The following is a 25,031-nucleotide window of genomic DNA, read 5'->3' as shown; positions in this document are numbered from 1 at the left end:
TGCCATGGTCATTCCACGTTCTGGACCTGTTCGCGCATCTGATCGATGACCGCCTTCAGGTCAAGACCAATGCGGGTCAGCGCCACCGACTGCGCCTTGGAGCAGAGCGTGTTGGCCTCGCGCATGAATTCCTGCACCAGGAAGTCGAACTTGCGGCCCACCTGCCCCGGCTCGGCCAATAGCGCGCGGGCGGCGGCGACATGGGCGGTGAGCCGGTCGATCTCCTCGGTCACGTCGGATTTCACCGCGAGCAGCGCCAGTTCCTGCGCGAGCCGGGTCTCGTCGATCCCCTCGGCAGCCCCGAGGATGCGGGCGAGATTGTCGCGCAGGGTCTGGGCCATGGCAGGCCGGCGGGCCTCGGCCTCGCGTGCGGCGTCGCCGGTGAGCGCCGCGACGCGGTCGAGCTGGGCGCCGAGCACTGCGGCCAGCGCCGCGCCCTCGGCATTGCGCATCGCGGTGAACTCGGCCAGCAGCGGGGCGAGATCGGCCAGCAGCAGCGCGCGCAGCGGCGCGGTGTCCTCGGCCGCGGCGGAGGCGTCGAGCACGCCGCGCAGGGTCAGCAGGTCGGCGGCGGTGGGCGCGGCCAGCGTCAGCCCGGTCTCGCGCGCGGCGTGGTCGACCTCGGCCATCGCCACCAGCACCGAGCGCAGCACGGTCGGGTTCAGCCGCAGCGCGGTGTCGCCGAGCTCGCTCGTCACCTTCAGCGTCAGGCTGACATTGCCGCGGTTCAGCGCGCGGGCCAGCTCGGCCCGGACCAGGGGTTCCAGCCCGTCGATCCAGTCGGGCAGGCGCAGCCGCAGGTCCAGCCCCTTGCCGTTCACCGAGCGGATCTCCCAGCCCCAGCTGTAGCCCGCCCCCTGCCCCTTGCGCGCGGCAAAGCCGGTCATCGAGGTGATCATCCGCGTCCTTTCCGGCAACGACGCGCGGAACGGGCCGTTAACCATTGATTCAGATTTCCGCGCGCCGGACTGTGACGGCGCTGGATTAATGCACAGGTCATCGGTTTCCTGCGGGATCATCCCGTCCGCCGCCGCCGGGCCTCTCCGGCGATAGCAGAGCGGATTTCGGGGAGCAAGCAGGCCGGGCGGGACGGCGCGGCAGGGGAAGACGCGATGACGGGGTTCGGGGGTGGGATCGGCGGCAGGACGGAGGCCGTCGCGGCCGAGGCGATGCTGCGGCAGGTGCGCGGCTATTGGCAGGCGCTGCGGGTGGGCGACGCCCTGCCGCTGCGCGCCCGGATCGACCCGCGCGGCATCGAGGGGGCGCTGGAGCGGGCCTTCCTGATCGAGCGCATCGGCCCCGGGCAGGCGCACTTCCGGCTGGCGGGCAGTTTCTTCGCCGATCTCCTCGGGATGGACCTGCGCGGCCTGCCGGTCGCGGCGCTGTTCGATCCTCTGGCGCAGCCGCGGCTGGCGGAGGTGCTGGAGCAGGTCTTTACCGCGCCGGGTGTGGCCGAGCTGGCGCTGGAGGCGGATCGCGGGCTGGGCCGGCCGGCGCTGTCGGGGCGGATGCTGATCCTGCCGGTCATCGGCGAGGGCGAGGCCCCGCTGGCTTTCGGCTGCCTGCCGACGGAAGGAGACATCGGTCGCGCGCCGCGGCGCTTCCTGCTGGCGCAGGCGTTGGTGGAGCGGCTGGACCTGCCGCCCGCCGCCGGTCTTGCCGAGCCGCGCGGCTCCTCGCCGCGCCGGCCCCAAATGCAACCGCCGCCCCGGGCGGTTCCGGGGCGGCGGCATCTCAGGCTGGTGAAGGGCTGAGCCGGCTCAGAGCGCCATGCGGCGGCTGGAGTCGCGCAGCGCCGACAGCTCTTCTGCGACGAGGAAGGCCAGCTCCAGCGACTGCGAGGCGTTCAGACGCGGGTCGCAGGCGGTGTGGTAGCGGCTCGACAGATCCTCGTCGGTGACGGCGCGCAGGCCGCCGGTGCATTCGGTCACGTCCTTGCCGGTCATCTCGAAATGCACGCCGCCGGGGATCGTGCCCTCGGCCTTGTGGATCGCGAAGAACTCGCGCACCTCGCGCAGCACGGAATCGAAGGGCCGGGTCTTGTAGCCGGAGGCCGCCTTGATCGTGTTGCCGTGCATCGGATCGCAGCTCCAGAGCACATTGGCGCCTTCCTCGCGCACGGCGCGGATCAGACGCGGCAGGTTGTCCCCGACCTTGCCGGCGCCGAAGCGGGCGATCAGCGTCAGGCGGCCCGGCTCGTTCTCGGGGTTGAGCTTGGCGATCAGCTGCTTGAGATCCTCGACCGTGGTGGTCGGGCCGCATTTCAGGCCGATCGGGTTCTGCACGCCGCGGCAGAACTCGACATGGGCGCCATCCACCTGACGGGTGCGGTCGCCGATCCAGATCATGTGGCCCGAGCCCGCCACCGGCACCCCGGTGATGCTGTCGATCCGGCAGAGCGCCTCTTCGTATTCGAGCAGCAGCGCCTCGTGCGAGGTGTAGAAATCGACCGTCGCAAGGTGATGCGTGGTGTTGCCGTCCACCCCGGCCGCCGACATGAAGTCGAGCGCGTCGGAGATGCGGTTGGAGAGCTCGCGGTAGCGCTCGGCCTTGTCCTGTTCGGAGAAGCCGAGGGTCCAGGCGTGGACACGGTGGATATCGGCAAAACCGCCGGTCGAAAACGCCCGCAGCAGGTTCAGCGAGGCCGCGGCCTGGGTGTAGGCCTGCAGCATGCGCGCCGGATCGGGGATCCGGCATTCCGGCGTCGCGTCGAAGCCGTTGATGATGTCACCGCGGTAGCTCGGCAGCTCCACGCCGTCGATCACCTCGGTGGGGGCCGAACGCGGCTTGGCGAACTGGCCCGCCATGCGGCCGACCTTGATCACCGGAACCTTGGCCCCGTAGGTCAGCACGACCGCCATCTGCAGCATCACCCGGAAGGTGTCGCGGATGTTGTCGGCGGAGAATTCCGCGAAGCTCTCGGCGCAATCGCCGCCCTGCAGCAGGAAGGCCCTGCCCGCCGCGGCCTCGGCCAGCGACTTCTTCAGCTTGCGCGCTTCGCCCGCAAAGACCAAAGGCGGATACTTGGCAAGCTGCGCCTCGACGGCGTTCAGCGCGGCCTGATCCGTATAGTCGGGCATCTGGACCCGCGGTTTGGCGCGCCAGTCAGATTTCGTCCAGCCCTTGGTCATCGGTCTTCTCCGAAGTTAGCGGTATCGGGGGGTCTTACCGCGCGTCCTATACGGAAAGCCTGCTCAAAAGCAAAGGGCGAATGGCCGCGATACCGCTTGAAGGCGGCGCGGATTCCTGCTGTCTGGTGCCGGAAACGACGCATTGAGGTCGCCGGATGTCCACCTCCCCCCGCAAGGCCACCCATGTGGCGAAGATCGAAAGCCCGCGGCGTTTCGTCTTCCTGTTGCTTGACCGCTTCACCATGCTCTCCTTCGCCGGGGCGATCGAGCCGCTGCGCATCGCCAACCGCGTGGCGGGCGCGCCGCTTTATTCCTGGGCGCTGGCTGGCGAGGGCGGCGAATTCGCCACCTGCTCCAACGGCGCGGCCTTCAAGCTGGACATGGGGCTGGACGAGATCGAGCGCGAGGACACGCTTCTGGTCTGCGGCGGGATCGATGTGCAGAAATCCACCACCCGCGGCATCATCGGCTGGCTCAGGCGCGAGGCGCGGCGCGGGGTGGTGATCGGCGGGCTCTGCACCGGGTCCTATGCGCTGGCCAAGGCCGGGCTGCTCGACGGCAAGAAGGCGACGATCCACTGGGAGAACCAGGACGGGTTTCTGGAAGAATTCGAGGATGTGAAGCTGACGAAATCGGTTTTCGTCGTCGACGGCAACCGGCTGAGCACGGCGGGGGGCACCGCCTCGATCGACATGATGCTGAAGCTGATCGCGGCGGATCATGGCGATGATCTGGCTAATACCGTGGCGGACCAGCTGATCTATTCCTCGATCCGCACCGATCAGGACACGCAGCGCCTGTCGATCCCGACCCGGATCGGGGTGCGGCATCCGAAGCTTTCCCAGGTCATCCAGATGATGGAGGCCAATATCGAGGACCCGATCAGCCCGGCCGATCTGGCCGATGATGTGGGCATGTCGACCCGGCAGCTGGAGCGGCTGTTCCGCCGCTATCTGAACCGATCGCCCAAGCGCTATTACATGGAGCTGCGGCTGCAGAAGGCGCGCAACCTGTTGATGCAGACCGACATGAGCGTGATCAATGTGGCGCTCGCCTGCGGCTTCGCCAGCCCCTCGCATTTCTCGAAATGCTACCGGGCGCATTACAACACCACCCCCTACCGCGAGCGCGGCACCCAGGGCGGGCCCGCGGGGGCGCGGCTGTCGATCTGAGGCGGCGGGCGGGGATAGATTCTCGGACTGAAAACCATCCGGGGCGCCCTGCCCTTTCGCCCCGCGCAGGATCCGTTACCCTGCGGCGCGTCGAAATGACCGATCATTGCGGCAGATCGGCGCTTTTCGCGCCTTTTCTTTCGCTGCGCGCCCCTTTACGGTCGCCGCAGGATTTCGGTCCATCAAGGGAGTGACCAATGAAGAAACTGCTTCTGGCTAGCACGGCCACCGTGCTGCTGGCGGGCGCCGCGAGCGCCCAGGACGTCAAGATCGGCATCATCCTGGGCTTCACCGGCCCTCTCGAATCGATCACGCCGTCGATGGCCGCCTCGGCCGAGATCGCGATCAAGGAAGTGAACGACGCCGGCACGCTGCTGGACGGCGCCGCCGTGACCTCCGTCCGCGCCGACTCGACCTGCGTCGACGCCGCCGCCGCGACCGCCGCCGCCGAGCGTCTGGTGACCTCGGACAAGGTGGCCGGCATCATGGGTGCGGATTGCTCGGGCGTGGCCGGCGCCATCCTGCAGAACGTCGCGCGCCCGAATGGCGTGGTGATGATCTCGCCCTCCGCCACCTCGCCGGGCCTCAGCCAGGCCGAGGATGACGGGCTGTTCTTCCGCACCGCCCCCTCCGACGCCCGCCAGGGCGAGGTGATGGCCGATGTGCTGAAGGACAAGGGCGTGACCTCGGTCGCCCTGACCTACACCAACAACGACTACGGCAAGGGTCTGGCCGACAGCTTCCAGCAGGCGTTCGAGGCTGCGGGCGGCACGGTGACGATCTCGGCCGCGCATGAGGACGGCAAGGCCGACTATTCGGCTGAAGTCGGCGCGCTGGCGGCTGCCGGCGGCGATCTGCTGGTCGTGGCGGGCTATGTCGACCAGGGCGGCAAGGGCGTGATCCAGGGTGCGCTCGACTCGGGCGCCTTCTCGCAGTTCATGCTGCCGGACGGGATGTATGGCGAGTCGCTGATCGCGGCGATCGGCGAGGGGCTGGAAGGGTCGTTCGGCACCGTGCCGGGCACCGACAGCGACGGCGCCGAGAAGATGCTGGAACTGGCGAAGGCCGCGGGCTTCGACGGCACCTCCTCCTATGTCGGCGAGTCCTATGACGCGGCGGCCCTGATGCTGCTGGCCATGCAGGCTGCCGGGTCTGCGGCCCCGGCCGACTACAAGGGCAAGATCGAGGAAGTCGCCAACGCTCCGGGCGAGAAGATCTACCCGGGCGAGCTGGCCAAGGCGATCGAGCTGCTGAAGGCCGGCACCGACATCGACTATGTCGGCGCGACCGCGGTAGAGCTGATCGGCCCCGGCGAGAGCGCGGGTTCGTTCCGCGAATACACCGTCACCGAAGGCGCCTTCGTGACGGACGGGTTCCGTTGATCCGAGACCTCGGTTAAAGCCACCGACGGCCCGGCGCGCGCAAGCGGCCGGGCCGTCGCCTTTAAGAAAGACAATCCGGCGGCGGGCCTTCTGGCCCGAAACGCCGGGCTGAAGGGGAAAACCATGATTGCAGTCGACAACCTGCACAAGCATTTCGGCGGATTCCACGCCGTGGACGGCGCCTCGCTGGAGATCGGCACGGGCTCGATCACCGGGCTGATCGGCCCGAACGGCGCGGGCAAGACCACGCTGTTCAACGTGATCGCCGGGCGGCTGCAGCCGACCTCGGGCCGCGTCACCATGGCGGGCGAGGATATCACCGGGCTGGCGCCGCACCAGCTGTTCCACAAGGGGCTGTTGCGCACCTTCCAGATCGCGCATGAATTCGGCTCGATGACGGTGCGCGAGAACCTGATGATGGTTCCCGCCGCGCAATCGGGCGAGACGCTGTGGAACGCCTGGTTCCGCCGCGGCGCCGTGGCCGCCGAGGAGCGGCGGCTGCGCGACAAGGCCGACGAGGTGCTCGAGTTCCTGACGATCTCGCATCTCGCCGACCAGCGGGCGGCCAATATCTCGGGCGGGCAGAAGAAGCTGCTGGAGCTCGGGCGCACCATGATGGTGGATGCGAAGATCGTCTTTCTCGACGAGGTGGGCGCGGGGGTGAACCGGACGCTCTTGAACACCATCGGCGACGCGATCATCCGGCTGAACCAGGAGCGCGGCTATACCTTCTGCGTCATCGAGCATGACATGGATTTCATCGCCCGGCTCTGCAATCCGGTGATCTGCATGGCCGAGGGCAAGGTGCTGGCGCAGGGCACGGTGGATGAGGTGAAGAACGACGAGCGGGTGATCGAGGCCTATCTTGGCACCGGGCTGAAGAACAAGGTGGTGGGCCATGCGTGAGATTGCAGGCGCTGCGCACGGGGCTGCTGTCGGCGCCTCCGGCGGGAGTATTTCTGCCAAGAAGAAGCACGGGGGATGCCATGTCTGAACCGTTCCTGATCGGCGAGGACATGACCGGCGGCTATGGCGCCGCCGACATCCTGCATGGTTGCACGCTGGCGGTGGAGAAGGGCCAGATCGCGGTGATCGTCGGCCCGAACGGCGCCGGGAAATCGACGGCGATGAAGGCGGTCTTCGGCATGCTGCGACTGCGCGGCGGCCATGTGCGGCTGGCGGGCGAGGATATCACGGCGCTCACCCCGCAGGCGCGCGTCGCCAAGGGCATGGCCTTCGTGCCGCAGACCCACAACATCTTCACCTCGATGACGGTGGAGGAGAACCTCGAGATGGGGGCCTTCCTGCGCCGCGACGACATCCGCGGCACGATGGAGCAGGTCTATACGCTGTTCCCGATCCTGAAGGACAAGCGGCACCAGCCGGCGGGCGAGCTGTCGGGCGGGCAGCGCCAGCAGGTCGCGGTGGGCCGGGCGCTGATGACGCAGCCGAAGGTGCTGATGCTGGACGAGCCGACGGCGGGCGTCTCGCCCATCGTGATGGACGAGCTTTTCGACCGGATCATCGAGGTGGCGCGGACGGGCATCTCGATCCTGATGGTCGAGCAGAACGCCCGGCAGGCGCTGATGATCGCCGACAAGGGCTATGTGCTGGTGCAGGGCGCCAACCGTTTCACCGACACCGGAGCGGCGCTGATGGCCGATCCGGAGGTCCGCCGTTCCTTCCTCGGGGGTTGAGGCCATGGATATGCTGAACGCCCTCGTGGCCTTTTTGAATTTCGTCTTCGTCCCGGGCCTCGCCTATGGCGCGCAGCTGGCGCTGGGGGCGCTGGGGGTGACGCTGATCTACGGCATCCTGCGGTTCTCCAACTTCGCCCATGGCGACACCATGGCCTTCGGCACGATGGTGACGATCCTCGCCACCTGGGGGCTGCAGTCGCTGGGGATCAGCGGCGGGGTGCTGCCGACGGCGCTGATCGCCCTGCCCTTCGGCATCCTCGTCACCGCGCTCTTCGTGCTGGGGACCGACCGGCTGGTCTACCGCTTCTACCGCAAGCAGAAGGCGGCGCCGACCATTCTGGTGATCGTCTCGCTCGGTGTGATGTTCGTGATGAACGGGCTGGTGCGATTCATCATCGGGGTGGAGGAGCAGGCCTTCGCCGATGGCGGGCGCTTCCTGATCACCGCGGGCGACTTCAAGGCCTGGACCGGGCTGAAGGAGGGTCTGGCGATCCGCACCACGCAGGGCATCACGGTGGTCACGGCGGTGATCGTGGTGGTGGCGCTGTTCTGGTTCCTGGGCAAGACCCGCACCGGCAAGTCGATGCGGGCCTTTTCCGACAACGAGGATCTGGCGCTGCTGTCGGGGATCAACCCCGAGCGGGTGGTGCAGGTGACCTGGATCATCGCGGCGGCCTTGGCGACCATTGCCGGGGTGCTCTACGGGCTCGACAAGAGCTTCAAGGCCTTCACCTATTTCCAGCTTTTGCTGCCGATCTTCGCGGCGGCCATTGTCGGCGGTCTGGGCAGCCCCCTGGGCGCCATCGCCGGGGGCTTCGTCATCGCCTTCAGCGAGGTGACGGTGACCTATGCCTGGAAGAAGGTGGTGACCTATCTGGTTCCCGCCGACATGGCGCCGGACGGGCTGCTGCAGCTGATGTCCACCGATTACAAATTCGCGGTCAGCTTCGCCATCCTGATCATCGTCCTGCTGTTCATGCCCACCGGGCTCTTCAAGGGGAAATCGGTATGAACCGGAAGAACCTCACGCTTTTCGCGCTCGTGGCGCTTCTGTTCATCGGCACCGGCTTCTTCCAGAGCTGGAATTCGTCGCTGGGCATCCTGAACATGGCGCTGATCTCGGCGATCATGGCGCTCGGGGTGAACCTGCAATGGGGCTATGCGGGGCTTTTCAACGTCGGTGTCATGGGCTTCGTGGCGCTGGGCGGGCTTGCCGTGGTGCTGGCCTCGGCCGAGCCTGCGCCGGGGGCGTGGAACGCGGGCGGCATGGGCATCGTGCTGGGGCTGATGCTGGGCGCGCTGACCATCGGCGGGGCGATCCTCGTCTGGCGCGGCATGTCCAAGGGCAAGGCGCGGGTGCTGGTGCTGATCGGCGTGCTGCTGGCGGGGTTCTTCGCGTTCCGCGCGGTCTTCGATCCGGCGGTGACGGCGATCGAGGCGATCAACCCGGCTGTGCAGGGAAATATCGGCGGGCTGGGCCTGCCGGTGCTGCTGGCCTGGCCGCTGGGCGGGCTGCTGGCAGCCGCCGCCGCCTGGGCCATCGGCAAGACGGCGCTGGGGCTGCGGTCGGATTACCTCGCCATCGCCACGCTGGGCATCGCCGAGATCGTGCTGGCGGTGATGAAGAACGAGGACTGGCTGGCGCGCGGCGTGAAGAACGTGATCTCGCTGCCGCGGCCGGTGCCTTACGAGGTGGATCTGCAGCAGAGCCCGGGCTTCCTCGCCTGGGCGGCGGATTGGGGGATGGACCCGGTGACGGCCTCCTCCATCGTGGTGAAGCTCTGCTATGCCGGGCTGTTCGGCGCGGTGCTGGTGGCGCTGGTCGTGCTGTCGGAACTGGCGCTGAAATCGCCCTGGGGCCGGATGATGCGGGCGATCCGCGACAATGAGGTGGCCGCCGAGGCGATGGGCAAGCATGTCACCCGCCGGCATCTGCAGGTGTTCATCCTCGGCTCGGCGGTGATCGGCGTCGCCGGGGCGATGATGACCACGCTCGACAGCCAGCTGACGCCGGGCACCTACACCCCGCTCCGCTTCACCTTCCTGATCTGGGTGATGGTGATCGTCGGCGGCTCGGGCAACAACTGGGGCGCGGTGCTGGGCGGGTTCCTGATCTGGTGGCTCTGGGTCATGGTGGAGCCGATCGGGCTGGGGCTGATGTCGGCGGTGACCGCCGGGATGGCCGACGGATCGTGGCTGAAGGTGCATCTCCAGGATTCGGCGGCGCATATGCGGCTGATCACCATGGGGCTGGTGCTGCTTCTGGTGCTGCGCTTCAGCCCGCGCGGGCTGATCCCGGAGAAGTGAGACGAAGGGTGCGCCTCAGTCGCAGGCGCACCCCTGCCCCTTGTGGCAGGTCTTCGACCGCGAGATGCAGCTGTCGCCGCAGGCCTTGCCCTTGGAGCAGCGCTTGCAGCAGGCATCGGCGGTGACCACGACGCCCTTGCCGAGCGCGAGGAGCTGCACCATCGGCGCAAGCGGCGGCTGCGCCGCGTCGGGGCGGTTGGCGAAAGCGCCGGTGGCGACACTGGCGGCGACGAGCGCCGCGATGAATATCCGCATGAGAGCCTCCCGCCCCGCGATGGGCGAAACCGTTAACATTGGTTAACGCGGCTAGCGGGCGATCATGGCGGAATTGCGCCGGGGTCGGTCGCGAGTTGCGACAGATTTTGTCGCAAAGAAACATGATCCGGCGCGGTCGGATCGTCACTCTGGCGCAAACAGGCTGTGGAGTGCCCCCATGAAAACCCATACCCGAGCTCTGGTCATCGGCGGCGGCGTCGTCGGCTGTTCGGTGCTCTATCACCTCACCAAGCTCGGCTGGTCCGACGTCATGCTGGTCGAGCGGTCGGAGCTGACTTCCGGCTCCACCTGGCATGCGGCGGGGGGCTTCCACACGCTGAACGGCGACACCAACATGGCGGCGCTGCAGGGCTACACCATCCGGCTGTATAAAGAGCTGGAGGCGATCACCGGGCTCAGCTGCGGGTTGCACCACGTCGGCGGCATCACCCTGGCCGACAACCAGGACCGCTGGGACATGATGAAGGCCGAGCGGGCCAAGCACCGCTACATGGGGCTCGACACCGCGCTGCTGACGCCTGCCGAAGTGGCCGAGATGACCGATGGCATGGTGAACACCGACGGCATCCTCGGCGCGCTCTACGATCCCCTGGACGGGCATCTCGACCCTTACGGGACCACCCACGCCTATGCCAAGGCGGCGCGGATGGGCGGGGCCGAGATCGTCACCCACAACCGGGTGCTGGAGACCAACCCGCGCCCGGACGGGTCGTGGGAGGTGGTGACCGAGAAGGGCACGATCATCGCCGAGCATCTGGTGAACGCGGGCGGGCTCTGGGCGCGGGAAGTGGGGGCGATGGCGGGGGTCTATCTGCCGCTTTTGCCGATGGCGCATCAGTATCTGGTGACCGAGGACATCCCCGAGATCGTCGCCCGCGCCAGGGAATTCCCGCATGTGATGGACCCGGGCGGCGAGAGCTATCTGCGGCAGGAAGGGCGCGGCTTCTGCATCGGCTTCTACGAAAAACCCTGCGAGGCCTGGTCGGTCGACGGCACGCCCTGGAGTTTCGGGCAGGAGCTGTTCAACGAAGAGTTCGACAAGATCGCGGATTCGGTGGAATTCGCCTATCGCCGCTTCCCTGCGCTGGAGCGCGCCGGGGTGAAGCGGGTGATCCACGGGCCCTTCACCTTCGCTCCCGATGGCAACCCGCTGATCGGTCCGGTGCCGGGGTTGCGCAACTACTGGTCGGCCTGCGCGGTGATGGCGGGCTTTTCTCAGGGCGGCGGCATGGGGCTGGCGCTGGCGCAATGGATGATCGAGGGCGAGGTGGAGCGCGACCCGCGCGGCTTCGATGTGGCGCGGTTCGGGTCCTGGACGACGCCGGGCTATACCGTGCCGAAGGTGATCGAGAACTACCAGACCCGCTTCTCGGTGGCCTTCCCGAACGAGGAAAAGCCCGCCGCGCGGCCGTTCCGCACCACGCCGATGTATGATGCGTTCAGCGAGATGCGCGCGGTCTGGGGCCACCAATACGGGCTGGAGGTGGTGAACTACCACGCCCTGCCCGGCGAGCCGCTGTATGAAACGCCCTCGTTCCGCCGCTCCAACGCCTGGGAAGCCACGCGTCAGGAGGTGATGGCGGTACGCGAGGGCGTCGGCATCAACGAGCTGCAGAACTTCGGCAAGTACCGGGTGACGGGCGCGGGCGCACGCGACTGGCTGGACCGGATCATGGCGGGGGCGATCCCGAAGCCGGGGCGGCTGAGCCTGACGCCGATGCTGGCCGAGAGCGGCAAGATCATCGGCGATTTCACCGTCTCCTGCCTGAGCGAAACCGAGTTCCAGTTGACCGCCAGCTATGGCGCGCAGGGCTGGCACGGGCGCTGGTTCGAGCAGCATGCCGAGGACGGCGTGCGGGTGGAAAACATTTCCGACGCGCGTTCGGGCTTCCAGATCGCCGGGCCACGTGCGCGCGATCTGCTGGCGCGGGTGACGCGCAGCGATGTCGGCGCCGAGGCCTTCCGCTTCATGGATGTGAAGCGGATGACCGTGGGCATGGCCGACTGCATCGTGCAGCGGGTGAGCTATACCGCCGATCTGGGCTATGAGATCTATTGCGACCAGATGTCGGTGCGGCATCTGTGGCAGGTGCTGTCGGAGGCGGGCAAGGATCTGGGGCTTCGGCCCTTCGGCATGCGGGCGATGATGTCGCTCCGGCTCGACAAGTTCTTCGGGTCCTGGGGGCGGGAGTATTCGCCGGACTACACGCCGATGGAGACCGGGCTCGACCGCTTCATCCGCTGGAACAAGCCGGTGGAGTGGATCGGCAAGGCGGCGGCGCTGGCCGAGAAGGCCGAGGGGCCGAAGCGGCGGCTCTGCAGCTTTGTCGTCGAGGCGGTGGATGCCGATGTGGCGGCCTGGGAGCCGATCTGGCTCGACGGCGCGGTGGTCGGGTTCTGCACCTCGGGCGGCTTCTCGCATTTCACCGGGCAGTCGGTGGCGATGGGCTTCCTGCCGGCCGATCGGGTTGAGGACCGGCTGGCGGTGGAGATCGAGATCCTCGGCGAGCGTCGCCCGGCCCGGCTGGTGACCACGCCGCTGTTCGACGCCGACGGCGCGCGGATGCGGGGGTGAATGGCTGAGACCGCCCCCAGCATCCTGATCCTCGCCGCCGGGGCCTCGTCACGGATGCGGGGGGCGGACAAGCTCTTGGAGCCGGTGGAGGGCGTGCCGCTGCTGCGGCTGCTGGCGCAGCGGGCGCTGGCGACGGAGGTTCGGGTGCTGGTGGCGCTGCCGCCCGACCGGCCGTCGCGCACGGTGGCGCTGGAGGGGCTGGCAGTGGAGCGGACCACGGTGGCGGAGGCGGCCGAAGGCATGGCCGCCGCGCTGCGCGTCGGGGCGGCGGCGGTGCGCGGGCCGCTGATGGTGCTCTTGGGCGATCTGCCGGAGATCACGACCGAGGATCTGCAGGCGATGCTGAAGGCCGGGCGCGAGACGCCAGAGGCGATCCTGCGCGCCACCTCGGCGGAGGGCCAGCCGGGCCATCCGATCCTGTTCCCGCCGGCGCTGCTGCCGGAGTTGATGCGGCTGACTGGCGACACCGGGGCGCGGGCGCTGCTCGCCGGGCGGCCGCTGCGGCTGATCGCCCTGCCCGGCCGCCATGCCACCACCGATCTCGACACGCCCGAGGACTGGGCGGTCTGGCGCGCGGCGCGCGACGCCTGAGGCTGGGAAAAATACCGCGCCTGCTCCCCTCGGGAGACAGGCGCGGCCAGTCGACAGGGACGGGGAAGAGTCAGCGCAGCAGGAGCCGGGCCTCGTGGCGGCGCAGTGTGCGGCGGGCCGAGGCATAGGCCGCCAGACCCTCCTCGCTGCGCAGTTCGGGGAACAGCTCGTAGAGTTCGGTGCGCTGCGCATTGCCGACGCCGCGCAGGCTGTAGTCGCCGGGCTGGAAACTCTCGCTCCAGGCCCCGTTCGACAGCACCACCTGATGCTGGTCGAACATGAAATGGATATAGGTGGTGCCGACGCTGTCCACCGCCTGCACGTCGCGCCCGGTCACCAGATGCTTGGCCGAGACCAGCACCTCGTGCTCGTCGAAATAGAGCGCGGTGCGGTCGTTGGCGACCAGCATGCGGTGGTTGGGGCTCACCAGCATGTCGCGCTCGGGCAGGCCGTTGCCGAGGCTGCCCTGCCGGATCAGCACCGGCTTCAGATGCGGATTCGCCGCCAGCGCCGCCCAGGGCATCGGCTTGGCGCTGATCCAGCGGATCTCCTGCAGGCCGTTGTCGCGGGTGATGACGCGGTCGCCGGGCCGCAGGCCCTCCACCGGCACCTCGCCCTTCGGCGTGGCGATCAGCGTGCCGGGGGTGAAGCAGGGCACGACCTGCTCGATGTCGCGGAACACCAGCGTGCCGGTGGCGTCGCCGTCGGCGTTGCGGAAGGTCACCTCGCCACTCTCGGGGTCATGCGTGTCATAGCGGATGGTGAAGCGACCGCTGTCGCTGAGATCGAGCCGGTCGTAGCCGTCGCCGCCGTCGATCATGTCGCCGGCAGTGCCGCCGATGAACAGGTCGTCCCCTGCCCCGCCCAACATCATGTCGCCGCCGTCGCCGCCGACGATGCGGTCGTCGCCGCTGCCGCCCTTGAGGATGTCGGCCCCGGCCCCGCCGCGGATCGTGTCATCTCCGGCCCCGCCGTCGATCAGGTCGCCGCCGGCATCGCCGCTGAGGAAATCGTCGCCCTCGCCGCCGAGCAGCGTGTCGCTGCCCTCGCCGCCGTGCAGAATGTCGTCCCCGGCGCCGCCGTCGAGCAGGTCGTTGCCGGCGTCGCCTTCCAGGATGTCGTCGCCCCGGTTGCCGAGCAACGTGTCGTCGCCGCCATCGCCGAACAGCGCGTCATCGCCGCTGCCGCCGTCGACCAGATCGTCGCCCGAACCGGCATGGATCTCGTCATCGCCGGCGCCCGACAGCACCGTGTCGTCGCCCGCGCCGGCCAGCACCTGATCGTCCTGCGCTCCGCCATGCATCGCGTCGGAGCCGTCGATCCGGTCGCCATCGCTGTCGAGGTAATGCGGGTCGATGAGATCCGCGTGGGCGCTGCCCGAAACGACGCCATCGGGCGCGCCGCCGCCCAGCGCCGGCGCCGGCTCATCCACCGGCGCCGATGGGCCGCCCCTCTGCACCGCATCCGCTTTGGAAATCCTGTGCTCAGCCTTGGTCGGCATTGTCATCCCCTTTGCGCAGCGCTGTCATTGTCGGCCGGGATAGAGGTTTCAGGGGCTGTCGGTGCGGACAGGCCAGCGATGCGCAATCTGCAATCGCGCTCCAAGGCGCAATGAATACCGATCGAGGCAATATACCGAGACAAAACGCACCACCTACCACACCTGCGCCCGAAAGCGCCGCATCCCTGACCTGCCCGTCACACGACAGCTGTCCACTACCGGACATGATTTGCTTAGCGCCGCGGAAACCGCATTGGGAAGCGAAAAAGGGTTAACGAAAACATAGGGCTCCGGGGAAATTGTTAAAAAGACCGCGGCCAAATGTTAATATTTCCGCGTCGGTTGATCGGGAAAGGCCGAGAAATCGGCACTTGATTTGCTACCTGAGGGTGAAACAGTAGCGCCTTCGGCATCTTGCAGAGAACAATCCATCGGCGCTCCGGGCAAAAGCTGGCCAGAACCCGTCCTGCAATTCAACCGGCGCGTTAATCTTAATTAAAACGCTGTGTCCTGCGACCAAATCCACCGCAGAGCCGGATTGTTTCACCGCCCGCACCAATAAACCAAAATAGCCGAAATATGAGGCAACCACACCGCCGTTAATCCCTGTTAATCCGAATCATCTTTCGCCGGCTCAGGCCGTTAGCGCCTCGACGATATGCTCGGCGATCGGGATCGCCGAAGTCGCCGCCGGCGAGGGCGCGTTGCAGACGTGCAGCGAGTGGCGGCTCCTCACGAAGACGAAATCGTCGATCAGCCTGCCATCGGGCGCCACCGCCTGCGCCCGCACCCCAGACTTGTAGGGCACCAGATCCTCCAGCCGGATCCGTGCGCAGTATTTCTGCACCTTCTTCAGGTAGAGCGGCCGCAGCATCGAGCCCGACAGCTCTCCCAGCGCCGGGCCGAGGTTGCGCCGCATCAGCCGCCAGAAGCCGGCATAGCCGAGGCTGTCGCGCAGATCCGCCAGCGAGACATCGGTCTTGTGATAGCCCTCGCGCGCCATGGCCAGCACGGCGTTGGGGCCGACGGTGAAGCCGCCGCCGATCTTGCGGGTCAGATGCACCCCGAGGAAGGGCCGCGCCGGATCGGGGACCGGGTAGATCAGGTGCTGGACGAGGTCGGCGGGCTGGTTGCGGATCGCGAAATACTCGCCGCGGAACGGCACGATGCGGAACTCCACCGCCGCGCCGAACATCCGCGCCAGCCGGTCGGCATGCAGGCCGCCGCAGAACACCGCCTTGCCGGCCGAGAGCGCGCCGCGCGTCGTCTCCAGCGTCAGCCCCGCCTCGGTTTCCGCCCCGCCGGTCACCCGCGTCGCCAGCCGGATCAGCCCGCCCCGCTCCTGGAAAAGCTGCGCCATCCGCATCGCCACCGCCCCATAGTCGACGATCCCGGTGCTGGGCGACAGCAGCGCCGCCACCGCCGAGATGTTCGGCTCCAGCTTGCGCGCCTCCTCGCCGGTCAACCGCTCGATCACGATGCCATTGGCCCGCGCCCGGGTCTCCAGCGCGCCCATCCGCTCGGTCTCGGCGGCGTCGGTGGCGACGATCAGCTTGCCGCAGAGCTGGTAGGGGATCTGCTGTTCGTCGCAGAAGGCCTTGGTCGCGGTCACGCCTTGGGCCGAGAACCGCGCCTTGTGGCTGCCCGGCGCGTAATAGACCCCGGCATGGATCACGCCCGAATTGCGCCCCGACTGGTGCTGCGCCACGGCGGATTCCTTCTCCAGCAGCAGGATGCGCGCCCCGGGATGCAAGGCCTGCAGCCGCAGCCCGGTGGCCAGCCCGACAATGCCGCCGCCGACAATCGCGAAATCCGTCGTCTCCATGAGACCTCCTGAAAATGCCTTGGCCCGAGTTCACCGCAGGACGGCTGCGCATACAAGGCCTGCCGGGGTCCCCCGGCCCGGAAAGCGGGAACATCGCCCGGAGCCCCGGGTTCCTCATGCTTAATGGAGGAAACAGCATGAACGCATTCGCCCCTGCCCTCGCCGCCCTGCTCATCGCCAGCGCCGCCCAGGCGCAGGACGCCGCCGCCACGGCGACGGCCGACGCCAACACCGCCGCCAATGCCAGCGCCAGCTTCGTCGACGCCGCGGGCGAGCCTGCCGGCTCGGCCACGCTGACCGGGCTGCGCAACGGCGTGCTGATCGAGCTCGACCTTGCCGGCCTGCCCGCCTCGCAATGGGTCGCCTTCCATGTCCACGAGACCGGCAGCTGCGATCCGCAGACGGGTCACGAGTCGGCGGGCGGCCACTTCAACCCGACCGAGATCGAGCACGGCTATCTCTCCGCCACCGGCCCGCATGCCGGCGACATGCCGAACCAATATGTCGCGGCGGATGGAACGCTGAAGACCCAGGTGATGAACCCGCTGGTGACGCTGGTCGACGGCGGATCCAGCATCCGCGGCCGCGCGCTGATGATCCACGGAGGCACCGACGACTACGTGACCCAGCCCAGCGGCGATGCAGGCGACCGCCTGGCCTGCGCGGTGATCGAATGATCGAATGATCTGCTGATCGCGCGTGCCCCCAGACGGGTTCGAACCGCCGACATCTAGTTTACAAAACTAGCGCTCTACCAGCTGAGCTATAGGGGCTACGCGCGGCCGATGTAGCAACAACGCCCCGCCGATGCAAGGCGGAGCAAGGCCCCCGCGGCGCCCTGCCCCCGCCCCGACGCCAAGCGCTGTGGGGCGGCGGCAGGTGGGGGGTGTCGGTCGTGCCGAAGCAGCACCGGCCCGCCGGATCGCGAAGCGGATCGGCGAGACCGCCATCTCGCCGGACGCCATCGCGCGCGGCATCCTCCATGCGCTGGAGCAACCCTCCGACGCGGAGGTGGGCAGCATCGTGATCCGGCCCACGGCGCAGGGCTGAGGGGACAACAGCCCCGAAAGCCACGCTCGGAAGATGGGACGCGGGCGGTGAATGGCTGCCCGCTCTCGCGTCTGCGAAGGCTCTGCGTCGGCAAGGTGTCGGCTGACTCAGATGGCCGGTGGCGTATCAGCTTCTGGGCACCTGCAGGAAGGCCCTCAGTCTCGGCGCCATGAAATCCAGGAAAGCGCGGACCCGGCGGGGGATATGCTCGCCGCCGAGGAAGACGGCGTGGATGTCCTCGCTGTCCTCGGCGATGGCGTCGGCGAGAACCTCGACCAGCGCGCCGCTGGCGAGATCCTCGCGGATATGGAACTCGCCCATCCGCGCAAGGCCCATTCCTGCAAGGGCCATGCGGCGCACCGTCTCGCCGTTGTTGGCCAGAAGCGGGCCGGAGACGCGGCTGTCGACGATCTGGCCATCCTCAAGCAGCGGCCAGACCGCGGTGGAACGACGGAAGTTGAAGCCGAGGCAGGCATGCCCCACCAGATCGGCGGGCGTCTTCGGGACGCCGTGCAGGCGCAGATAGTCGGGCGAGGCGACGATCTTGCGCGGCGCAGAGCCCAGCCGGATCGCGGTCATGCCGGAACTGGTCAACCGTCCGACCCGGAACGCCACATCCGTGCGGTCGAGATACAGATCGACCAGCTCGTCCGAGATCGACAGATCCAGCGCGATATTGGGATATTCCTGCCAGAACGTCGGCAACAGCGGCTGGATGGCGACCATGCCGAGCCCGACCGAGGCCGAGACCCGCACCGTGCCGGTGATGCTGGCCGCGCTCCGGCTCAGATCGTGCTCGATCGCATCCAGTTCGGCCAGAAGGCTCTGGCTGCGCTCGTAATAGATCTGGCCCTCGCCGGTCAGCGACAGCCGCCGGGTCGAGCGCTCCAGCAGCCGTACGCCCAGCCGCGCCTCGATGCGGCCGATCAGCTTCGACACCGTCGACGGGGTCATCAGCAGTTGCCGGGCGGCTTCGGAGAAGCTGCCGGTCTCGATCACGCGCAGGAAAACCTGCATTTCGCCTGCCCGGTTGTCCATCCGCGGTCCTGTCAGTGAATTCGTTTCACAGATCTTGGGAGGATCCGGCGGATTATCAAGGCGTAATCCTGGATCTATCTCTCTGCGACCAGACCGACAGGCGAGCCGGATGGACTCGATGGACCCGATACGGCGCCTGGCCCGCAGGACACCCGGCGTCCGGATGCCGTCGCATCATGGGCCGTCGCGCGAGGCAATGCGCCCCGCACCGAACAAGAACAACGCGGCCCCCCGCCGCGTGACAGGAGACAGAAGATGCAATTCGTGAAGACTGGCGAGGCCAAGATCCCCGCGCTCGGCTTCGGCATGTTCCGCATGTCCGAGGCCGAGGTCGAGGCCGTGGCGCCCGCCGCCCTTGAAACCGGGTTCCGGCATTTCGACACCGCGCAGATCTACCAGAACGAGGCTGCGCTTGGCCGGGCGCTGAAGGTGGCGGGGGCGCGCCGCGGCGATCTGTTCCTCACCACCAAGGTCTGGGTGTCGAATTACAGCGCCGAGCGCTTCATGGCCTCGGTCGACGAGAGCCTCGAAAAGCTGGGCGTCGATCAGGTGGATCTGTTGCTGGCGCATTGGCCGGGCGACGCGGTGCCGGTCGAGCGGCAGATCGAATGGCTGAACGAGGCGCAGGCGGCCGGCAGGACCCGGTTCATCGGCGTCAGCAACTACAACCGCAGCCAGTTGCGCGCAGCGATCTCCGCCAGCGCCGCGCCGATCGTGACCAACCAGATCGAGATGCATCCCTATCTGGATCAATCGGCCATGGCGGAACTCGCGCGCGAGACCGGCACGGCGCTGACCGCCTATTACGCCATGGCCGATGGCGCCGTCCCGGGGGACGCGCTGATCCGGGAGATCGCCGCCCGGCATGGCAAGACGGCCGCGCAGGTGGGGCTGCGCTGGCTGATCCAGCAGGGGGTCGTCGTGCTCTCCAAGACCGCGAAGCCCACTCGCCTGGCCGAGAATTTCGACATCTTCGACTTCACCCTGACCGCGGCCGACATGGCGGCGATCGGCGGGCTTGCCCGGCCGGAGGGCCGCATCGTCAACCCCGCCGGCCTTGCCCCGGCGTGGGAGGCATAACGGAGGATCATGGACATGCGCAAATTCAACTGGCCGCTGCTGGCGCTCGCCGTCGGCGCCTTCGGCATCGGCGTCACCGAATTCTCGCCGATGGGCATGCTGCCGGTCATCGCCGAAGGGGTCGGAGTGTCGATCCCCTCGGCAGGGATGCTGGTCAGCGCCTATGCCATCGGGGTGATGGTCGGCGCGCCGGTGATGACGCTGATCTTCGCCCGCTTCGGCAAGCGCACGGCGCTGATGGCGCTGATGGCGATCTTCACGCTGGGGAACCTGCTGTCGGCGCTGTCGCCGGATTACTGGACGCTGCTCGCCTCGCGCGTCGTCACCAGCCTGAACCACGGGGCATTCTTCGGCCTCGGGTCCGTCGTGGCGGCGAGCCTCGTGCCGAAGGATCGGCAGGCCAGCGCGGTCGCCACCATGTTCATGGGGCTGACCCTCGCCAATGTCGGCGGCGTGCCGCTGGCCACCTGGATCGGCCAGAGCCTCGGATGGCGCGAGGCCTTCGGAGGGACGGCGCTTCTGGGCCTCCTCACCATGGCCGCGCTGTGGCTGGCGCTGCCGGTCGGCGCCGCCGGCCAGCGCCCCGCGGTGAGGCAGGAGCTGCGCGTGCTGACCCGCCCCGATGTGCTGATCGCGCTCTTGACCACCGTTCTCGGCGCAAGCGCGATGTTCGCCCTCTACACCTATGTCTCGCCGGTGCTGACGACGCTGGCCGGCGCGTCGGACGGCTTCGTGACGCTGGCGCTCGTGCTGATCGGGCTGGGGTTCACCTTCGGCAACTGGCTAGGCGGGCGTGTCGCCGACTGGTCGCTGGATGGCGCGACGGCGATCTTCCTTGGTGCCTTGGCGGCGATCATGCTGGTCGCTCCGCTGACGCTGGGTAGCCAGATCGGCGCGGCGATCACGCTGTTCCTCTGGGGCGCTGCGGCCTTCGCCATCGTGCCGCCGGTGCAGATGCGGGTGATGCAGGCGGCGGCGGGAGCGCCGGGCCTTGCCTCCTCGGTCAATATCGGAGCCTTCAACCTCGGCAACGCCATCGGCGCGGCGCTTGGCGGCGCGGTGATCGCGGCGGATCTCGGCTATGCCGCCGTGCCGGTGGTTGGCGGGCTGACCGCCGCGACCGGGCTCGCACTGGTCTGGCTGGGACGGCGGCAGACGGCCCTCGCCTGTGAGGCCTGACACGGTCGGGGCGACGCGGAGCCGATCCGCGTCGCCCGACCTCATGCGTCATCGTGCTGTCTGCTGGGGCCTCCGAAGGCCCCGGCGGCCCAAAGAGCCACTCGGCCCTCCCGACCGACGGTTGAGCCCGATCCGCTGCATCCGGCGCCAGTGACAGGTCGCAAAGGAGCTGTTCGAGGCAGCACGGACAGAACGCCCATCCTCCCGCCGAGCCTCCCGCCCGTCGCGTCGCGCTTACCGGCAGATGCTGCCCCATGAAGAACATCCGCCCGATCCGGCGTTGAATCCTTCCGGCAAAGCCTGCATGCGGGCCGGAGAAGTGGAAGCCCCGGCGAACCGGCTAGCCCCGTTTACCGCCCTTCCCGCCTCCGCCGCCCTTCCCGCCGCCGTTGTCGCCTCCCCCCTTTCCGCCACCGCCCCCCTTGCCCTTTCCACCGCCGCCCTTCCCGCCGCCAGCGCCCTTCCCATCCAAGTCCTTCCCTCTTCCGCGCGAGGCGCCTCCGTCGCGCGCCCCGGCGGCGGCTTTGCCGGGATCGTCCCGCCCCTCGCCCCCGTCGCGCGCTGTGGGTCCTCGCCCGGCCTGTTCGCCACGCGCCGCGCTTCCGCTTTGTCCTGAGGACGCGAGACCTCTCCGACCGATCGCTCCCTCACCTCGGGGCAGCGCTTCCGCCGCCTCGGTCGGGGACATGCCGGCGCGGCGCAGTATCGTTTCGAGCCGGCGGAAGGGCGGCGCCGCGGCGAGCGCAAGCGGAACGGAGGCGAGGCAGTCGATACCGGCGCATCCTTCGCTGCCGCCGCCGCGCTGCTGCTCCGGCCCGGGCACCACGAAGACGTGCTCGACCCGCTGCTGCCGGTCCGGAAGCGTCCAGGCCATCGGCGCAGCCGGTTGCGAAAGCCCCCGCGTCAGGTCGGGAAAGCCATAGACCACCGGAGCGATCACCCCACCCGGGCCCGGGTGCGCCACCGACAGGACCGGGTCGAGCGAGGCCAGGTCAAGCTCTGCGGGCCAGACAAAGCCGGGCGGAGGAGCAGGCGAGATGTCGGCCAGCGCCGCCATGTCAAGTGCGGCCGGGGACGGCAAGGGCGATGGGCTGGCCCTGAGCAACCCCATCATCGGCGCCGGAAGGTCCGGCAGCGATGCGTCCGGCGTGGCCCCGGGCCGCATGGCCATGGGCTGGAACAGCACAGGCACGGGCGCCGCCGATGCATCGACGGCGGGATCGGCGGTTGCCCCGGCCGGGTTCGCCAGCACCGGCACATCGAGGGCGGCCATCAGCGGCAAGGCCTCGGGGCCGGGAGCCCGTATCGCCGCCCCGGTCACGTCATCGGCCATCAGGGAGCGGATGTCTTCCGCGACCTGCAGCTGCTCTGCGCCATGGGGCTGCTCCGCAGGGGAGCGAGCCTGATCCGTCGCCGCGGCAGCCTCCTCCACCAGCAAATTCATCTGCTCCACCGCAGGCCGCTCCCCCAGCATGCCGAGCGTCAGGGCGAAGCCGACGGCCAGATAAGCGCCCCCCGCCCCGGCCAGCAACAGCAGGGGCCGCAACCGCGATACCGGCGGCACAGGGTGGTGATCGTGAGGCGGAGCCTCCGCAGGAACCGGTTCCTGATCGGCTGGCGGCGCAGGGGCGGAACTCTGGATGTGCTCGTAAAATCCCATGGTGGTCTCTCCTGCAGTGATGCCTGCTGCAATCGACACGGTCTCTCGTCCCGGCGTTCTGAAGAGACTGCTGTGGGGCCGGCTGGCCAGCCTGACGAACACTGGCGATATGAGCTTGTTCCGGCCAGTCGATCACAGGCTTGTTGAACCACCGCCCAACAGCCCGTTCATCTCCCGTTCACTGAGCGGAGTTCAGTTCCCCACCCCGCGCCCGCCGCATCAGGTCGAGCCGCTCTCACGACCGAGCACGAAAGCGTCCTGAATCGGCCCCAGCTGCGCCATCGCGCCGGCCGGGCGGCGCCGCGTCGCAACAGCAGCGCCTGCGCCTCGCCGTTGACCGCGGCCTCAATCGGCTTCGCCGTCCAAGCGGAGTGGGTCGAGGTGGAACAGCCTGTCAGCGGAGTCGCAACGCGGGATCGACCGGCCATGTCGAGGCTCTGGAATACCACGTAGTCCAACCGCTCATGCGCGGCGTCGAGCAGCGGCTAAAGGCGGTCGAGCGAGAAGCGCCGGCCCGCGTCGCGGGCACCCCGAAGACGCTGTCGTCCCCACCGCCCAAAGCCAAGCGCCACATGAAAAGGAGGCGGGAGGCGCGACCGAGGTCGATGATGTGGAGGCGCGGCAGGCGCGAAGATGCGGTCGGGCCCGCTTCCCCACCTCTTCGTGCTTTCCGGAAAGCGGTTCAAAATCATTCGACCGGTCGCCGCCACCCCAGGGATTCACAGCAAGGATAGATTTGGAGACAGGATCAGGGGCTGAAGAAGGCGGAATACTCGACAGCACCGAAATCTTGCGGGGTTCGCCCGATTTCTGGTGCGGGTGGTCGGACTCGAACCGACACTCCGTGAGGAAAGGGTGTTTGAGACCCTCGCGTCTACCATTCCGCCACACCCGCACGGGCGCTGATGTAACGCGGGTGCGGGCGCGGGTCAATCGGCTGCGCGCGGGTCAGAGCTGGCGGGCGGCGAAGGTGTCGCATTGTTCGAGCGCGCCGGTCTCGTAGCCGCGCTCGAACCAGCGGGCGCGCTGCTCGGAGGTGCCGTGGGTGAAGGTATGCGGCATCGGGCGGCGGCCGGCGTTGCGCTGCAGCGTGTCGTCGCCGATCTGCCGGGCGGCGTTCACCGCCTCCTCCAGATCGCCGGGCTCGATGCTGCCGAACTGCGCCTCGGCATGGCGGGCCCAGATGCCGGAATAGCAGTCGGCCTGCAGCTCGATCATCACCGAAATCCGGTTGCTCTCGGTCTCGCTGGCCTGGGCGCGGACCTCGTTGGCCCGGGCGAGGATGCCGAGCTCGTGCTGGACGTGGTGGGCCACCTCATGGGCGACCACATAGGCCGAGGCGAAATCGCCCCCGGCGCCGAGCTGACGTTCCATGGTGGTGAAGAAATCGGTGTCGAGATAGACCTTCTGATCGGTCGGGCAGTAGAACGGCCCGGTGGCGCCCGAGGCGCCGCCGCAGGGCGATTGGGTGGCGCCCTTGAAGAGCACGAGGGTGACCGGGCGGTAGGCGCCCTCGACCTGGTCGCGGAACACCTCGGCCCAGACCTCCTCGGTGTCGGCGAGGGTGACCGAGACGAAGTCGGCGGCCTCCTCGTCGGCGGGGGTGATCTCGTTCCGGGTCACGGTCTGGCCGCCGCCCTGGTCGAGGAGCGGCGTCACGTCGATGCCGAGGAAATAGCCGAGCAGCAGTACGGCGATCACGCCGACGCCGCCGACCCCGCCTGCCCGACCGATCGAGGTCCCGCGGCGGTCCTCGATGTTGTGGCTGCCCCGCCTGCCCCGCCAGTCCATCCGCCGCGCCCCCCGCTGTTGCGCAGGCTCAAGGCGGTGGCGGGGCTTTGGTTCCGCGGGGCGCCTGTTTTGCACCCTTGACCCGCCGGGGGCCGCGTGGTGCAACCCCGGCGGATGCTTCGGGGGATCGCGATGTCACGACAGGTTCTGATGGTGCTGGCCGGGGCCGGTTCGGCGGCGCTGCTGCTGGGGGCCTTTGCCTTTCAATATCTCGGCGGGATGCCGCCCTGCCAGCTCTGCATCTGGCAGCGCTGGCCGCATGCTGTCGCGCTGGCGGCGGGGTTGATCGCGCTCGAGGCGCCGTCGCGGCTGCTGGCCTGGCTCGGGGCGGCGGGGGCGCTGGTTTCGGCGGGGATCGGGGCCTTCCATGTCGGGGTCGAGCAGGGCTGGTGGGCGGGGCTCGCCTCCTGTTCCGGCGGGTCGCTGGCGGGGGTGTCGGTGGAGGACCTCCTCAATCCGGCGGTGGATGTGGCGCAGGTGGTGCGCTGTGATGCGATCGCCTGGCAGATGCTGGGGGTGTCGATGGCGGGGTGGAATGTCATCGCCTCGATGCTGCTGGCGGGGATCTGGATTGCTGCGGCGCTGCGCAAGGCGTGAGGTTTTCACGCGTGAAAATCGGGCCAAGCGGCTGTTTTTGTGCGGGATATTTTCTGGCGTTAGGGGTTTCTTAACCGCTTGGCGGGGGACGGACGCCGGCGGCGGGTCCGGCAAAACTTCTGCGAAGTTTTTCGCCCGGAGGGGCTGAAGCGACGCCTCGGGGCCGCGGGCGACGG

General features: G+C 68.5%; 22 protein-coding genes and 2 tRNA genes. 14 read left to right on the top strand and 10 right to left on the bottom strand.

The genetic code is table 11. From position 1 onward, the window contains the following. Positions 1-8: 8 nt before the first annotated feature. Positions 9-899 carry a YicC/YloC family endoribonuclease gene (locus tag C5F48_RS00875; RefSeq protein ID WP_107662024.1) on the bottom strand — a complete coding sequence of 297 codons (891 nt, stop codon included), beginning with the start codon at positions 897-899 and terminating at the stop codon, positions 9-11. Between the two features lie 213 nt (positions 900-1,112). On the opposite strand from C5F48_RS00875, the gene C5F48_RS00870 reads away from it, so the two are divergent. Then, positions 1,113-1,754, top strand: a complete 642-nt coding sequence (locus tag C5F48_RS00870; protein ID WP_107662023.1) for a PAS domain-containing protein — start codon at positions 1,113-1,115, stop codon at positions 1,752-1,754. Between the two features lie 6 nt (positions 1,755-1,760). Here C5F48_RS00870 and C5F48_RS00865 read toward each other — a convergent pair whose 3' ends face one another. Continuing rightward, positions 1,761-3,131, bottom strand: coding sequence for a class II 3-deoxy-7-phosphoheptulonate synthase (locus C5F48_RS00865; protein WP_107662022.1), 1,371 nt, complete (start codon positions 3,129-3,131; stop codon positions 1,761-1,763). 155 nt (positions 3,132-3,286) lie between these two features. On the opposite strand from C5F48_RS00865, the gene C5F48_RS00860 reads away from it, so the two are divergent. From C5F48_RS00860 to C5F48_RS00835, 6 genes are all read left to right on the top strand, one after another. Then, positions 3,287-4,303, top strand: a complete 1,017-nt coding sequence (locus tag C5F48_RS00860) for a GlxA family transcriptional regulator (RefSeq protein WP_107662021.1) — start codon at positions 3,287-3,289, stop codon at positions 4,301-4,303. A gap of 197 nt (positions 4,304-4,500) precedes the next feature. Next, a complete protein-coding gene (locus C5F48_RS00855; RefSeq protein ID WP_107662020.1) occupies positions 4,501-5,685 on the top strand; it encodes an ABC transporter substrate-binding protein in 1,185 nt (394 codons plus the stop codon). A 123-nt stretch (positions 5,686-5,808) separates the two neighbouring features. Then, positions 5,809-6,591 (top strand): ABC transporter ATP-binding protein, encoded by a 783-nt coding sequence (locus C5F48_RS00850; protein WP_107662019.1) that lies wholly within the window; start codon positions 5,809-5,811, stop codon positions 6,589-6,591. Positions 6,592-6,671: 80 nt separating this feature from the next. After that, positions 6,672-7,382 (top strand): ABC transporter ATP-binding protein, encoded by a 711-nt coding sequence (locus tag C5F48_RS00845; protein ID WP_107662018.1) that lies wholly within the window; start codon positions 6,672-6,674, stop codon positions 7,380-7,382. Between the two features lie 4 nt (positions 7,383-7,386). After that, positions 7,387-8,397 carry a branched-chain amino acid ABC transporter permease gene (locus C5F48_RS00840; protein WP_107662017.1) on the top strand — a complete coding sequence of 337 codons (1,011 nt, stop codon included), beginning with the start codon at positions 7,387-7,389 and terminating at the stop codon, positions 8,395-8,397. After that, positions 8,394-9,692, top strand: coding sequence for a branched-chain amino acid ABC transporter permease (locus C5F48_RS00835; RefSeq protein ID WP_107662016.1), 1,299 nt, complete (start codon positions 8,394-8,396; stop codon positions 9,690-9,692). The genes C5F48_RS00840 and C5F48_RS00835 overlap by 4 nt, the downstream gene beginning before the upstream one ends. A 15-nt stretch (positions 9,693-9,707) precedes the next feature. Here C5F48_RS00835 and C5F48_RS00830 read toward each other — a convergent pair whose 3' ends face one another. Next, complete coding sequence (locus tag C5F48_RS00830; protein WP_107662015.1) at positions 9,708-9,947, bottom strand: hypothetical protein; 240 nt, start codon at positions 9,945-9,947, stop codon at positions 9,708-9,710. 178 nt (positions 9,948-10,125) lie between these two features. On the opposite strand from C5F48_RS00830, the gene C5F48_RS00825 reads away from it, so the two are divergent. Together C5F48_RS00825 and C5F48_RS00820 are read left to right on the top strand one after the other, a co-directional pair. Further along, entirely contained in the window at positions 10,126-12,543 is a 2,418-nt protein-coding gene (locus C5F48_RS00825) for a GcvT family protein (RefSeq protein WP_107662014.1), read from the top strand. After that, entirely contained in the window at positions 12,544-13,134 is a 591-nt protein-coding gene (locus tag C5F48_RS00820; RefSeq protein ID WP_107662013.1) for a nucleotidyltransferase family protein, read from the top strand. Between the two features lie 70 nt (positions 13,135-13,204). On the opposite strand, the gene C5F48_RS00815 is transcribed toward C5F48_RS00820, so the two are convergent. Then, complete coding sequence (locus tag C5F48_RS00815) at positions 13,205-14,635, bottom strand: Hint domain-containing protein (protein WP_245941396.1); 1,431 nt, start codon at positions 14,633-14,635, stop codon at positions 13,205-13,207. Between the two features lie 634 nt (positions 14,636-15,269). Then, on the bottom strand, positions 15,270-16,460 hold the full coding sequence (gene lhgD, locus C5F48_RS00810) for an L-2-hydroxyglutarate dehydrogenase (RefSeq protein ID WP_107662011.1): 1,191 nt from the start codon (positions 16,458-16,460) through the stop codon (positions 15,270-15,272). 137 nt (positions 16,461-16,597) lie between these two features. On the opposite strand from lhgD, the gene C5F48_RS00805 reads away from it, so the two are divergent. After that, entirely contained in the window at positions 16,598-17,137 is a 540-nt protein-coding gene (locus C5F48_RS00805) for a superoxide dismutase family protein (protein ID WP_107662010.1), read from the top strand. 23 nt (positions 17,138-17,160) lie between these two features. Here C5F48_RS00805 and C5F48_RS00800 read toward each other — a convergent pair. After that, positions 17,161-17,233: transfer RNA gene (locus C5F48_RS00800), tRNA-Thr, on the bottom strand. A gap of 106 nt (positions 17,234-17,339) precedes the next feature. Here C5F48_RS00800 and C5F48_RS00795 point away from each other — a divergent pair. Further along, positions 17,340-17,510 carry an SDR family oxidoreductase gene (locus C5F48_RS00795; RefSeq protein ID WP_211314628.1) on the top strand — a complete coding sequence of 57 codons (171 nt, stop codon included), beginning with the start codon at positions 17,340-17,342 and terminating at the stop codon, positions 17,508-17,510. A gap of 126 nt (positions 17,511-17,636) precedes the next feature. On the opposite strand, the gene C5F48_RS00790 is transcribed toward C5F48_RS00795, so the two are convergent. Continuing rightward, positions 17,637-18,548 (bottom strand): LysR substrate-binding domain-containing protein, encoded by a 912-nt coding sequence (locus C5F48_RS00790; RefSeq protein ID WP_107662009.1) that lies wholly within the window; start codon positions 18,546-18,548, stop codon positions 17,637-17,639. A gap of 255 nt (positions 18,549-18,803) precedes the next feature. Here C5F48_RS00790 and C5F48_RS00785 point away from each other — a divergent pair, with 255 nt between their 5' ends. Together C5F48_RS00785 and C5F48_RS00780 are read left to right on the top strand one after the other, a co-directional pair. Continuing rightward, on the top strand, positions 18,804-19,628 hold the full coding sequence (locus C5F48_RS00785) for an aldo/keto reductase (RefSeq protein ID WP_107662008.1): 825 nt from the start codon (positions 18,804-18,806) through the stop codon (positions 19,626-19,628). Between the two features lie 15 nt (positions 19,629-19,643). After that, positions 19,644-20,807 carry an MFS transporter gene (locus tag C5F48_RS00780; RefSeq protein ID WP_245941397.1) on the top strand — a complete coding sequence of 388 codons (1,164 nt, stop codon included), beginning with the start codon at positions 19,644-19,646 and terminating at the stop codon, positions 20,805-20,807. 340 nt (positions 20,808-21,147) lie between these two features. Here the strand turns inward: C5F48_RS00780 and C5F48_RS00775 are convergent, their stop codons facing one another. From C5F48_RS00775 to ypfJ, 3 genes are all read right to left on the bottom strand, one after another. Further along, entirely contained in the window at positions 21,148-22,467 is a 1,320-nt protein-coding gene (locus tag C5F48_RS00775) for a hypothetical protein (protein ID WP_107662006.1), read from the bottom strand. Between the two features lie 811 nt (positions 22,468-23,278). Next, positions 23,279-23,362 (bottom strand) — tRNA-Leu (locus tag C5F48_RS00770). Positions 23,363-23,415: 53 nt separating this feature from the next. After that, complete coding sequence (gene ypfJ / locus C5F48_RS00765) at positions 23,416-24,258, bottom strand: KPN_02809 family neutral zinc metallopeptidase (RefSeq protein WP_107662005.1); 843 nt, start codon at positions 24,256-24,258, stop codon at positions 23,416-23,418. Between the two features lie 132 nt (positions 24,259-24,390). On the opposite strand from ypfJ, the gene C5F48_RS00760 reads away from it, so the two are divergent. Then, positions 24,391-24,855 carry a disulfide bond formation protein B gene (locus C5F48_RS00760; RefSeq protein WP_107662004.1) on the top strand — a complete coding sequence of 155 codons (465 nt, stop codon included), beginning with the start codon at positions 24,391-24,393 and terminating at the stop codon, positions 24,853-24,855. Positions 24,856-25,031: the final 176 nt, after the last annotated feature.

It is taken from the genome of Cereibacter changlensis JA139 (assembly GCF_003034985.1).
In the GTDB taxonomy this organism is placed as follows: Bacteria; Pseudomonadota; Alphaproteobacteria; order Rhodobacterales; family Rhodobacteraceae; genus Cereibacter; species Cereibacter changlensis.
Note: the sequence above shows the minus strand (reverse complement) of the source record. Positions and strands in the feature narration are given on the sequence as shown.

Excerpts from the sequence above, each read along its gene's own strand:
- C5F48_RS00875 (WP_107662024.1), bottom strand. The coding sequence starts at position 899 with ATGATCACCTCGATGACCGGCTTTGCCGCGCGCAAGGGGCAGGGGGCG.
- C5F48_RS00870 (WP_107662023.1), top strand. The coding sequence starts at position 1,113 with ATGACGGGGTTCGGGGGTGGGATCGGCGGCAGGACGGAGGCCGTCGCG.
- C5F48_RS00865 (WP_107662022.1), bottom strand. The coding sequence starts at position 3,131 with ATGACCAAGGGCTGGACGAAATCTGACTGGCGCGCCAAACCGCGGGTC.
- C5F48_RS00860 (WP_107662021.1), top strand. The coding sequence starts at position 3,287 with ATGTCCACCTCCCCCCGCAAGGCCACCCATGTGGCGAAGATCGAAAGC.
- C5F48_RS00855 (WP_107662020.1), top strand. The coding sequence starts at position 4,501 with ATGAAGAAACTGCTTCTGGCTAGCACGGCCACCGTGCTGCTGGCGGGC.
- C5F48_RS00850 (WP_107662019.1), top strand. The coding sequence starts at position 5,809 with ATGATTGCAGTCGACAACCTGCACAAGCATTTCGGCGGATTCCACGCC.
- C5F48_RS00845 (WP_107662018.1), top strand. The coding sequence starts at position 6,672 with ATGTCTGAACCGTTCCTGATCGGCGAGGACATGACCGGCGGCTATGGC.
- C5F48_RS00840 (WP_107662017.1), top strand. The coding sequence starts at position 7,387 with ATGGATATGCTGAACGCCCTCGTGGCCTTTTTGAATTTCGTCTTCGTC.
- C5F48_RS00835 (WP_107662016.1), top strand. The coding sequence starts at position 8,394 with ATGAACCGGAAGAACCTCACGCTTTTCGCGCTCGTGGCGCTTCTGTTC.
- C5F48_RS00830 (WP_107662015.1), bottom strand. The coding sequence starts at position 9,947 with ATGCGGATATTCATCGCGGCGCTCGTCGCCGCCAGTGTCGCCACCGGC.
- C5F48_RS00825 (WP_107662014.1), top strand. The coding sequence starts at position 10,126 with ATGAAAACCCATACCCGAGCTCTGGTCATCGGCGGCGGCGTCGTCGGC.
- C5F48_RS00820 (WP_107662013.1), top strand. The coding sequence starts at position 12,544 with ATGGCTGAGACCGCCCCCAGCATCCTGATCCTCGCCGCCGGGGCCTCG.
- C5F48_RS00815 (WP_245941396.1), bottom strand. The coding sequence starts at position 14,635 with ATGCCGACCAAGGCTGAGCACAGGATTTCCAAAGCGGATGCGGTGCAG.
- lhgD (WP_107662011.1), bottom strand. The coding sequence starts at position 16,460 with ATGGAGACGACGGATTTCGCGATTGTCGGCGGCGGCATTGTCGGGCTG.
- C5F48_RS00805 (WP_107662010.1), top strand. The coding sequence starts at position 16,598 with ATGAACGCATTCGCCCCTGCCCTCGCCGCCCTGCTCATCGCCAGCGCC.
- C5F48_RS00790 (WP_107662009.1), bottom strand. The coding sequence starts at position 18,548 with ATGGACAACCGGGCAGGCGAAATGCAGGTTTTCCTGCGCGTGATCGAG.
- C5F48_RS00785 (WP_107662008.1), top strand. The coding sequence starts at position 18,804 with ATGCAATTCGTGAAGACTGGCGAGGCCAAGATCCCCGCGCTCGGCTTC.
- C5F48_RS00780 (WP_245941397.1), top strand. The coding sequence starts at position 19,644 with ATGCGCAAATTCAACTGGCCGCTGCTGGCGCTCGCCGTCGGCGCCTTC.
- C5F48_RS00775 (WP_107662006.1), bottom strand. The coding sequence starts at position 22,467 with ATGGGATTTTACGAGCACATCCAGAGTTCCGCCCCTGCGCCGCCAGCC.
- ypfJ (WP_107662005.1), bottom strand. The coding sequence starts at position 24,258 with ATGGACTGGCGGGGCAGGCGGGGCAGCCACAACATCGAGGACCGCCGC.
- C5F48_RS00760 (WP_107662004.1), top strand. The coding sequence starts at position 24,391 with ATGTCACGACAGGTTCTGATGGTGCTGGCCGGGGCCGGTTCGGCGGCG.